The following is an 11,182-nucleotide window of genomic DNA, read 5'->3' on the forward strand; positions in this document are numbered from 1 at the left end:
GGGTGTGTTGGATGACGGTGTGTTGGAGGGGTTGTCGCCGGAGCGGGTGGCGGGTGTGTTGCGGGCGAAGGCCGATGCCGCGGCCGTCCTGGACGAGTTAACGCGTGAACTGACCCCCGACCTCGACGCCTTCATCCTCTTCTCCTCCGCGGCCGGTGTCCTCGGCAACGAGGGCCAGGCCAACTACAGCGCCGCCAATGCCTTCTTGGACGCGTTGGCCCAGCAGCGCCAGGACCTCGGCCTCCCCGCCACCTCGGTGGCCTGGGGAGCCTGGGCCCACTCCGGAATGGCCATGGATGACGCCGCCTCGCAACAGTTGCACCGCACCGGGTTCCTGGAGATGGATCCCGAGCAGGCACTGACGGAGATGGCGCAGGCCGTCGGGCGCGGCGAGGCCGCCGTGATGGTGGCCGACGTGGACTGGGAGCGCTTCGTCCCGGCCTTCACCGCGGCCCGGCCCAGCCCCCTCCTCGCCGACTTGCCCGAGGTACGGGAGGTATCCGCCGCCTCTGCCGCCCTCCCGGGCGCGAGTGGCGCGGCGGAGACCCGGCACGACGCCGGCTCCCTTGCGGAGCGACTCGCCGGACTGCCGCGCGCCGAACAGCGGGACCACCTGCTTCAGGTCGTCCGCACGCAGGCGGCGACGGTGCTCGGCCACGCCGGGCCGCAGGCGATCGACCCCGGCCGGGCCTTCAAGGACCTGGGCTGCGACTCGCTCGGCGCCGTACGGCTGCGTAATCGGCTGAACGCGGCCACCGGCCTGCGACTGCCCGCGAGCGTGGTCTACGACTACCCGACCGCAGGCGATCTCACCGGCTACCTCCTCGGCGTATACGCCGGCGCGGAGACGGAGACGGAGGAAGGCGCGCCGACCGCGGACGGGATCATGGCGGGAGCGCTCGGGACCCCCGCCCCCGCCGCCGACGAGCCGATCGCGATCGTCTCGATGAGCTGCCGCTTCCCCGGCGGCGTGGGCTCGCCGGAGGACCTGTGGGAGCTGCTGGCCGGCGGCGGCGACGGACTCTCCGCCTTCCCCGCCGAACGCGGCTGGGACCTCGACGCCCTCTACGACCCGGACCCGGACCGTTCCGGCACCTCCTACGTCAGGGAGGGCGGATTCCTCGACGACGTGGACCGCTTCGACGCCGCCTTCTTCGGCATCAACCCGCGTGAGGCGCTGGCGATGGACCCGCAGCAGCGGTTGCTGTTGGAGACGTCGTGGGAGGCGTTCGAGCGGGCCGGCATCGACCCTCGGTCGCTCCGCGGCTCCAAGACGGGTGTCTTCGTCGGCAGCAACGGACAGGACTACGCCACCCTGCTGCGGCAGGATCCGGGGGCCGTGGAGGGATACCTCGGCACGGGCATCGCGGCGAGTGTGGCCTCGGGCCGGGTGTCGTACACCTTCGGGCTGGAGGGTCCGGCGGTGACGGTGGACACCGCGTGCTCCTCGTCGCTGGTCGCCCTGCATCTCGCGGCACAGTCCCTGCGGCAGGGCGAGTGCACCTTGGCCCTGGCGGGCGGCGTCACGGTGATGACGACCCCCGAAGTCTTCGTCGAGTTCAGTCGTCAGCGGGGGCTGGCGGCGGACGGCCGGTGCAAGGCGTTCGCGGCCGGTGCGGACGGCACCGGGTGGGGCGAGGGCGTCGGTGTGCTGGTGCTGGAGCGTTTGTCGGACGCCCGCCGTAACGGTCACGAGGTCCTGGCGGTGGTGCGGGGTACGGCGGTGAACCAGGACGGTGCGAGCAACGGCCTGACGGCCCCGAACGGTCCTTCGCAGCAGCGGGTGATCCGCCAGGCGCTGGCGCAGGCCCGTCTCACCCCGGACCAGGTGGATGCGGTGGAGGCGCACGGCACCGGTACGACGCTGGGCGATCCGATCGAGGCGCAGGCGTTGCTGGCGACGTACGGGCAGGGCCGGGCCGAGGACCGGCCGCTGTGGCTCGGTTCGGTGAAGTCGAACATCGGCCACACCCAGGCGGCAGCCGGCGCGGCCGGTGTCATCAAGATGGTGATGGCGTTGCGGCAGGGTGTGTTGCCGCGGACGTTGCATGTGGACGCGCCGTCGCCGCATGTGGACTGGTCGGCAGGTGCGGTGGAGCTGCTGACGGAGGAGCGGGCCTGGCCTGCGGAAGCCGGCCGGGTGCGTCGTGCCGGCGTGTCGTCCTTCGGCGTGAGCGGGACGAATGCCCACGCGATCATCGAGCAGGCACCGGCCGCGGAGGCCGAGGAGACGCCGTCCGTTGACGCCCCTCACTCCGATGAGCTCGCGGCTTCCGCGTCGGTTGTGGTGCCGTGGGTGGTCTCGGGGCGTGGTGAGGGCGGGGCCTGCTGGAGGGGCTGGGTGCGGTGTCTCGCGGTGAGGTGCCGGCGGCTGGTGTGGTGCAGGGGGCAGGCGCGGTCCGCGAGGCGGGCCGGACGGTCTTGGTTTTCCCTGGTCAGGGTTCTCAGTGGGTCGGTATGGGCGCGGAGTTGATCGCGTCGTCGCCGGTGTTCGCTGAGTGGATGCGGCGGTGCGCGGAGGCGCTGGCTCCGTTCGTTGACTGGGATCTGCTGGAGGTTGTGACCGAAGGCCGTGGGTTGGACCGGGTGGATGTGGTGCAGCCGGTGACGTGGGCGGTGATGGTGTCGCTTGCGGAGTTGTGGCGGTCGGTGGGCGTTGTGCCAGATGCCTTGGCATAGCTGCCGTCAACGGGCCGCGTTCCACGGTGATTTCGGGTGATGCGGAGGCGGTCGAGTCCTTTGTTTCCTCTTGCGAAACGGAGGGCATCCGGGCGCGTCGTATTGCGGTGGATTACGCGTCGCATTCGGCGCATGTGGAGGCCATCGAGCAGGAGCTGCTGACCGTTTTGGAGGGCGTACGGCCGCAGGCGGGCAGTGTCCCCTTCTACTCGACGGTGGAAGACGCCTTCCTGGACACCGAGGTCTTGGATGCCGCGTACTGGTACCGGAATCTGCGCCGCCAGGTGCAGTTCGAAGCGGGTATTCGGGCGCTGGCGGCGGACGGTTTCACCACCTTCGTGGAGTCCAGTGCGCATCCGGTGCTGACCGTCGGCATTCAGGAGACGCTTGACGATACGGACGCCGAGGCCGATACCGAGGCCGTCGTAGCAGGCTCCCTCCGCCGTGACGAGGGGGGTCTGGAGCGTTTCCTGACCTCGGCCGCCGAGCTGTATGTCGCCGGTGTGCCGGTGGACTGGTCGTCGTTCCTTGGGGGTGAGGGCGCCCGGCGCGTCGAGCTGCCCACCTATGCCTTCCAAGGCCGTCGTTACTGGCCGCGTACCGCTCCCGCGAAGTCGGCTGATGCCCTGTCCTTCGGCCTCGGGTCGACGCGTCATCCGTTGTTGGGGGCGGCGGTTGAGGTTGCCGGGTCGGATGAGGTGTTGTTCACCGGGCGGTTGTCGCTGGAGTCGCATCCGTGGCTGGCGGATCATGCGGTGGCCGGGACGGTGTTGTTGCCGGGTACGGCGTTTGTGGAGCTTGCGGTGCGTGCCGGCCAGTGGCGAGGCCCCGGACCCGGCGGACTCCGCGAGCCCCGTGGCCGCCACCGAGACCGCCTTGACCGACCAGACCGCCCTGACCGACAAGACCGACCTGACCGTCTGGCCTCCCGCTGAAGCCGTCCCCGTACCCGTCGACGACGCGTACGAGCGGCTGGCCGCGCTCGGTGTCGACTACGGTCCGGCCTTCCACGGGCTGCGGGCGGCCTGGCGGCGCGGCGACGAACTGTTCGCCGAGGTCCAGCTGCCCGAGGCGGTGGCGGCGGACGCGGCGGCCTTTGGCCTGCACCCCGCCCTGCTGGACGCCGCCCTCCAGCCGCTCGGCCTCGGAACTCTCTTCCCGGAGCCCGAACCCGGGTACAGCAGGCGGCCGTTCGTGTGGAGTGGCGTACGGCTCCACGCCACGGGCGCCGATGCGCTGCGCGTACGCGTGATCCGGACGGGGGAGGAGGCCGTGTCCGTCGTCGTTGCCGACGCCAAGGGGGAGACGGTTGCGACGGTCGACACCCTGACATTCCGTCAAGTGAGCGATGAGGGGCCGTCGCCCGCAACAGGGACGCACCACGACTCGCTCTTCCGGTACGAGTGGGTCCCGGTCGCCGTACCCCGCGCCGAGTTCCGCCCCGCGCCGGCCGGCGCGCGCTGGGTCGTCCTGAGCACAGGGCCGGACGGTTATGCGGATCCGACGGCACTCGGTGACGTGCTCGGTGGTGGCGACGACGTACCTGAGCTGGTCTTCGCCCCCATGACCAGGGCCAGGGCCGGGATCGAGGAGGTGGCGGGTCTCCAGGAGACGGATGGTCTCCAGGAGGCGGACGGGCTTCGAGAGACGGACGGGCTCCAGGGGACGGACGAGAACGTCGCCGAGGCGGTCCGTGCCGCTGCGCACCGTGCGCTGGAACTGGTGCAGGCGTGGCTGGCCGACGAGCGGTCCGAGGCGTCCCGGCTGGTGATCGTGGCCCGGCAGGATCTGGTCGGAGCCCCGGTATGGGGGCTCGTACGGTCGGCGCAGGTGGAGAACCCTGGGCGGTTCGTCCTGCTGGAGACGGACGGTGCACACGCCGAAGAGCGGCCGGCGGCAGGGGCCGCGGCTCCGTGGGAGGCGATGGCAGCGGCGGTGGCCACCGGTGAACCGCAGCTCAGGCTCTGCGCCGGTGAGGTCACCGCGGCCCGTCTGGTCCGCGCGGCAGCACCACCTGCCGGCACCCGGGCCGATGTCATCCCGGACACGGCCTCCGATGCCACTGTCGACGCCACAGCCACAACGCACGTCACCGTGGACACCAGTCCGGACGCCGCCCCCGACGCCGCCTCGGACGTCTCCCCGGACGGCACCTCCGCAGCCGTAGGCGCTGCGTTCGACCCGAACGGAACGGTCCTGGTCACCGGCGCGTCCGGTGGTCTCGCCCGGCTGCTCGCCCGTCATCTGGTGGTCGAACGCGGTGTCCGGCACCTGCTGCTGACCAGCCGGCGCGGTCCGGCCGCGGACGGTATGCCGGAGCTGGCGGCCGAGCTGACCGAACTGGCGAGGGCGGCCGAGAGGGCACGCGCGGCGGGGCCGGCCGGGGCCGCCCTCTCTGATCCCTCGGTCGAGGTCGTGGCCTGCGATGTCGCCGATCGGGCGCAGCTCGCGAAGGTGCTGGCCGCCGTCCCCGCGGACCGGCCGCTCACCGCCGTCGTACACACCGCGGCCGAGCTCGACGACGGGGTCGTCCACGCGTTGAACCCCGAGCGGATCGACCGCGTGCTGCGGCCGAAGGTTGACGGCGCGCTGAATCTGCACGCCCTCACCGCGCACCTGGACCTGTCCGCCTTCGTGCTCTTCTCCTCCCTCTCGGGGACCCTCGGCGGCGCCGGGCTGGCCAACTACTCGGCGGCCAATGCCTTCTTGGACGCGCTGGCCCGGCACCGCCGCGCACACGGCTTGCCCGCCGTTTCGCTGGCATGGGGCCTGTGGGAGCAGCGCAGTGGCATGGCCGGCCGGCTCAGCGACGTCGACCTGGCCCGGATGTCCCGCGTCGGCGCCGCACCCATGCCGGCCGAGGAAGGGCTGGCGCTCTTCGACGCCGCCACGGCGTACGGAGCGGCGTACGGGGAACCGGTCGTCGTGCCCGCCCGCCTGGACACCGCCGAGCTGCGGTCACAGGCCGCGGCCGGAGTGCTGCCCCCGCTGTTCCGGAGCGTCGTCCGTACGGTGCCGGTGCGCCGGTCCCTCGCGGCGTCCGGCGCGCAGGGGACCGAAGGGGCCGACGGGGCTGCCGGGGCCGAGGAACCGGGCAGCGCCCTGGCCGCACGGCTGGCAGGTGTGGCCCGGTCGGAGCAGGACCGGCTGCTGCTCGAACTGGTACGGGAGCAGGCCGCGTCGGTCCTGGGGCACCCCTCCACCGACGAGGTCCAGGGGAACCGCGCCTTCAAGGACCTCGGCCTCGACTCGCTGACCGCCGTCGAGCTACGCAACCGGCTCAAGCGCGCGACCGGCCTGCGACTCGCCCCGACCCTGGTCTTCGACTATCCGACCCCCGTCGCGCTCGCCCAGCGACTGCGCACCGAGCTGGTACCGGACGGGCCGGAAAACGAACCCGCCGTCTTGGCGGACCTGGAGCGGCTCGAAGCGGCGCTGTCCGACGTCGCTTCCGACGACTCCGTACGCGACAAGGTCGCGGCGCGGCTGCAAGCCCTGCTCTGGCGCTGGGAGGACAGCCGCAGCGCCGGGAGCGAGCAGCAAAGCACGGAAGAAAAGCAGGAGTTCGACCCCAGCTCGGACGAGGAGATGTTCGCGCTGATCGACGAAGAGTTCGGAGACCTCTGACGACCGCCGGGAACATCCGGCCTTTCCCCGCCCTGGAAGCCTGGCCCGCATTCCGAGCCTGCTGCCCTGCCCCTTGACTTTCGGCTGTACGAGGACGTGACCACAGATGTCGAATATGTCGAAGCCCGACGCGAACGCCGGCTCCCCCGCCACCCCGAACATGACCGAGGAAAAGCTCCGCGATTACCTCAAGCGCGTCGTCAACGATCTGCGCCAGACCCGTCGCCGACTGAGCGAGGCGGAGGCGAAGGACCACGAGCCGATCGCCATTGTCGCCATGAGCTGCCGTTTCCCCGGTGAGGTGCGGTCGCCGGAAGAGCTGTGGCGACTGGTGCGCGACGGCGGCGACGCCATCACCGCATTTCCCGACAACCGTGGCTGGGACGTCGAGACGCTGTACGACCCGGACCCGGAGCACTCGGGCACGACGTACGTACGCGAAGGCGGCTTCCTGCACGACGCGGCGGAATTCGACCCGGCGTTCTTCGGGATTTCGCCGCGTGAGGCGTTGGCGATGGATCCGCAGCAGCGGTTGCTGCTGGAGACGTCGTGGGAGGCGTTCGAGCGGGCCGGAATTGACCCGCAGTCGCTGCGCGGTTCACGCACGGGCGTTTTCGTCGGCTCCAATTACCAGGACTACGCCACCCGTCTGCCCGAGGTGCCCGAAGAGGCGGAGGGCCATATCGGCATCGGCAATACGCCGAGTGTGGTCTCGGGCCGGGTCTCGTACACGTTCGGGCTGGAGGGTCCGGCGGTGACGGTGGACACCGCGTGCTCGTCGTCGCTGGTCGCCCTGCATCTGGCCTGCCATGCGCTGCGCCAGGGCGACTGCACGATGGCGCTGGCCGGCGGCATCTCCGTGATGTCCTCCCCCGCTTCGTACATCGAGTTCAGCAGGCAGCGGGGGCTCGCGCCGGACGCCCGGGTCAAGGCGTTCGGCGCGGGCGCGGACGGCACGGCGCTGTCCGAGGGCGTGGGCCTGTTCGTCGTGGAACGGCTGTCGGACGCCCAGCGCAACGGCCACCCGGTGCTCGCCGTCATTCGTGGCAGCGCCATCAACCAGGACGGTGCGAGCAACGGCCTGACGGCCCCCAACGGCCCGTCCCAGGAGCGCGTCATTCGCCAGGCACTGGCGCACGCCCGCCTGACCCCGGACCAGGTGGACGTGGTGGAGGCGCACGGCACCGGTACGACGCTGGGCGATCCGATCGAGGCACAGGCGTTGCTGGCGACCTACGGGCAGGGCCGGGCGGAGGACCAGCCGCTGTGGCTCGGTTCGGTGAAGTCGAACATCGGCCACACCCAGGCCGCCGCGGGTGCCGCCTCCCTCATCAAGATGATCATGGCGTTCGATGCGGCGACCCTGCCGCGCACGCTGCATGCCGACGAGCCCTCACACCGCATCGACTGGTCGGCGGGTGCGGTGGAACTGCTGACGGAGGAGCGGGAGTGGCCGTCGTCCCCGGAGCGGGTGCGGCGGGCCGGTGTCTCGTCGTTCGGGATCAGCGGCACCAACGCACATCTCGTACTGCGCAGGCGGAGCGGCTGCGGTCGTTCGTCGAGGCGAGGCCGGAGCTGGCACCGGCCGATATCGCGTACTCCCTGGTGACGAGCCGGGCCGCGGTGGAGAACCGTGCGGTGGTGCTGGGCACCGACCGGTCGGGCCTGCTGGAGGGGCTGGGTGCGGTGTCTCGCGGTGAGGTGCCGGCGGCTGGTGTGGTGCAGGGGGCAGGCGCGGTCCGCGAGGCGGGCCGGCTCCCTTCGTCGATTGGGATTTGCTGGAGGTTGTGTCCGAGGGCCGTGGGTTGGACCGGGTGGATGTGGTGCAGCCGGTGACGTGGGCGGTGATGGTGTCGCTTGCGGAGTTGGGATGCCGATGCGGTTGAGGCGTTCGTGGTGGCCTGTGAGGCTGATGGGGTTCGGGCGCGTCGTATTGCGGTGGATTACGCGTCGCATTCGGCGCATGTGGAGGCCATCGAGCAAGAGCTGCTGACCGTCCTGGAGGACGTACGACCGCAGGCGGGCAGCGTCCCCTTCTACTCGACGGTCGAGAACGCCTTCCTCGATACCGAGGCTCTGGATGCCGCGTATTGGTACCGGAATCTGCGGCATCAGGTGCAGTTCGAGGCCGGTATTCGGGCGCTGGCCACGGAGGGTTTCACCACCTTTGTGGAGTCCAGCGCACACCCGGTGCTGACCGTCGGCATTCAGGAGACGCTCGACGATACGGACGCCGAAGCCGTCGTCGCAGGATCGCTTCGCCGTGACGAGGGTGGTCTGGAGCGTTTCCTGACCTCGGCCGCCGAGCTGTATGTCGCCGGCGTGCCGGTGGACTGGACACCGTTCCTCGCAGGCGAGGGTATTCGTCGCGTCGACCTGCCGACGTACGCCTTCCAGCGGGAGCGTTTCTGGCTGGAGGTCCCGGCGTCGACGGCACCGGTGGCGACGGCCCCCCTCGCCGGGGGCGACGTGGTGGATAGCCGTTTCTGGGCGGCGGTGGAGGCGGAGGACTGGGAGTCGCTGAGCGGGACACTGGCGCTGGCCGGTGATGCGCCGCTGAGCGCGGTGGTCCCCGCGTTGGCGTCCTGGCGCCGCGAGCGGCAGCGGGCGTCGACCGTGCAGAACTGGCGCTACCGCGTGACCTGGAAGCCGGCGCCCGACGCCCGGCGCACGGCTGCCGTGGACGGCACCTGGCTGGTGGTGGTCCCGACCGGGCATGCCGAGGACGCGGCGGTGACCGGTGCCGTCGAAGCGCTCGCCGAAGGCGGCGCGTACGTCGAGCAGTTGGAGCTGAGTGCCGCCGACGCGGACCGTGTGGCCTGGCGCGCCCGTATCGAGGAGTGGCACGCCGCCGCGCAGCTCGGTGACCGGCCCCTCGCCGGGGTGCTGTCGTTGCTCGCGCTGGACGAGCGGCCGCACGCCGGCCACGGGGCGATGGCCGCCGGTGTGGCGGGAACGCTGGCGCTGGTGCAGGCACTGGAGGAAGCGGGCATCGAGGCACGACTGTGGCTGGGGACCCGGGGCGCGGTGTCCGTCGGGGGCACGGACCAGGTGCTGAGCGCGGTCCAGGCGCAGGTGTGGGGCCTGGGTCGGGTGGTCGCCCTGGAGCTGCCGGAGCGCTGGGGCGGTCTGGTGGACCTGCCCGAGGCGTGGGACGGCAGGGCCGGCGCGCGGCTGTGCGCGGTGCTGGCCGGGGCGCTGGACGACGAGGACCAGCTCGCGGTGCGGGGCTCAGGGGTCTTCGCCCGTCGTCTCGTCCGGGCTCCGCTCGCGGCAGCGGGCCGGGCGGACGAGGCCGGTGCGCAGCCCGGGGCGGGAGCGAGCAGCGGTACGGGTACCGGTGCGCGTACGGGCACCGGCACGGCGACGGACGCCGACGCCGCCTGGCGGACCCGCGGTACGGCTCTGGTCACCGGAGGCACCGGGGCACTCGGCCCGCACATCGCCCGCTGGCTCGCGGACAACGGTGCCGAGCACGTGGTGCTCGTCAGCCGGCGCGGCGCCGCCGCACCGGGCATGGCCGAGCTGCGGGACGAACTCGCCGCCGGAGGCGTCCGGTTGACCGCGTCCGCCTGCGATGTCGCGGACCGCGACGCGGTCGCCGCGCTCCTGGCCGGGCTCGCGGCGGACGGCGACACCGTACGTACGGTCATCCACGCCGCCGCCTTCATCGAGCTGGCTGCGCTGACCGAAGCCGACCCGGCGGAGTTCGCCGACGTGCTCGCCGCGAAGGTCGCCGGCGCGGCCCACCTGGACGCCCTGCTCGACCCGGACGACCTGGACGCCTTCGTCCTCTTCTCCTCCATCGCCGGCGTCTGGGGCAGCGGCGACCACGGCGCGTACGCCGCGGCCAATGCCTTCCTGGACGCCCTCGCCGAACAGCGCCACGCACGGGGCCTGCCGGCCAGCTCCATCGCTTGGGGCGTGTGGGACGTATGGGATCCCGAGCGGCTGCCGGAGGGCGTCAAGCCCGAGCAACTCCAGGCCCGCGGGCTGCCGTTCCTCGACCCGGACACTGCCTTCTCCGCCCTGCGTCAGGTCCTCGCGCACAACGAGGCGTGCGTCACCGTCGCCGATGTGGACTGGGACCGCTTCGTTCCGGTCTTCACCTCGGCGGGACCGCGTCCGCTGCTCGACGGCGTGCCCGAAGCACAACAGGCACTCGACACGGGCGGCGGTTCCGTGGGCGCGGGCGGTGGCGGTGGCGCCACCGGCGTACCGGCCGACACCTCCCCGTCGCCGCTGCGCGACCGCCTGTCCGGACTGGCGCCGGCCGAACGCCACGCCGTACTGCTCGATCTGGTCCGGGCCCAGGCCGCCTCGGTCCTCGGCCATGCCTCGCCCGAGGCCGTCGCACCCACCCGGGCCTTCCGGGACCTGGGCTTCGACTCGCTCACCGCCGTCGAGCTGCGCAACCGTCTCAAGAACGCCACCGGTCTGCGCCTCCCGGCCACGCTGATCTTCGACTACCCGTCTCCCACCGTCCTCGCCGGCTTTCTGCGCGGCGAGATCCTCGGTACGGAGGAGTCCGCGGCCACGGCCGCCGCGGCGCCGGCCGTTCTTCCGGCGTCCGACGACGACCCGATCGTCATCGTGGGGATGGCATGCCGCTTCCCCGGCGAGGTCCGGTCCCCGGAGGAGCTGTGGGAGCTGCTGGAGCGCGGAGGCGAGGCGATCTCGGAGCTGCCGACCGATCGTGGCTGGGACGTGGAGTCGCTCTACGACCCGGACCCGGAACGACCGGGCAAGACGTACACCCGTCACGGCGGCTTCCTGTACGACGCGGCGGATTTCGATGCGGGGTTCTTCGGGATTTCGCCGCGTGAGGCGTTGGCGATGGATCCGCAGCAGCGGTTGCTGCTGGAGACGTCGTGGG

The 11,182-nt window shown here is 71.8% G+C and carries 5 protein-coding genes and 1 pseudogene; all 6 read left to right on the plus strand.

The features are described from left to right. Positions 1–2,473: type I polyketide synthase (locus tag OO62_RS41840; RefSeq protein ID WP_211267963.1), on the plus strand; the 2,473-nt coding region annotated here is incomplete at its 5' end. Next, complete coding sequence (locus OO62_RS41845; protein WP_051733900.1) at positions 2,458–2,679, plus strand: acyltransferase domain-containing protein; 222 nt, start codon at positions 2,458–2,460, stop codon at positions 2,677–2,679. The genes OO62_RS41840 and OO62_RS41845, both read left to right, overlap by 16 nt. A 26-nt stretch (positions 2,680–2,705) precedes the next feature. After that, on the plus strand, positions 2,706–3,614 hold the full coding sequence (locus OO62_RS41850) for an acyltransferase domain-containing protein (protein ID WP_248782318.1): 909 nt from the start codon (positions 2,706–2,708) through the stop codon (positions 3,612–3,614). Next, a complete protein-coding gene (locus OO62_RS41855; RefSeq protein ID WP_051733902.1) occupies positions 3,556–6,306 on the plus strand; it encodes a type I polyketide synthase in 2,751 nt (916 codons plus the stop codon). The genes OO62_RS41850 and OO62_RS41855 overlap by 59 nt, the downstream gene beginning before the upstream one ends. A 115-nt stretch (positions 6,307–6,421) precedes the next feature. After that, positions 6,422–8,142: pseudogene (locus OO62_RS41860) on the plus strand (type I polyketide synthase). 60 nt (positions 8,143–8,202) lie between these two features. After that, on the plus strand, positions 8,203–11,182 hold a 2,980-nt coding region (locus OO62_RS41865), incomplete at its 3' end, for an SDR family NAD(P)-dependent oxidoreductase (RefSeq protein WP_428835916.1).

It is taken from the genome of Streptomyces lydicus (assembly GCF_000717345.1).
Taxonomy (GTDB): Bacteria; Actinomycetota; Actinomycetes; order Streptomycetales; family Streptomycetaceae; genus Streptomyces; species Streptomyces lydicus.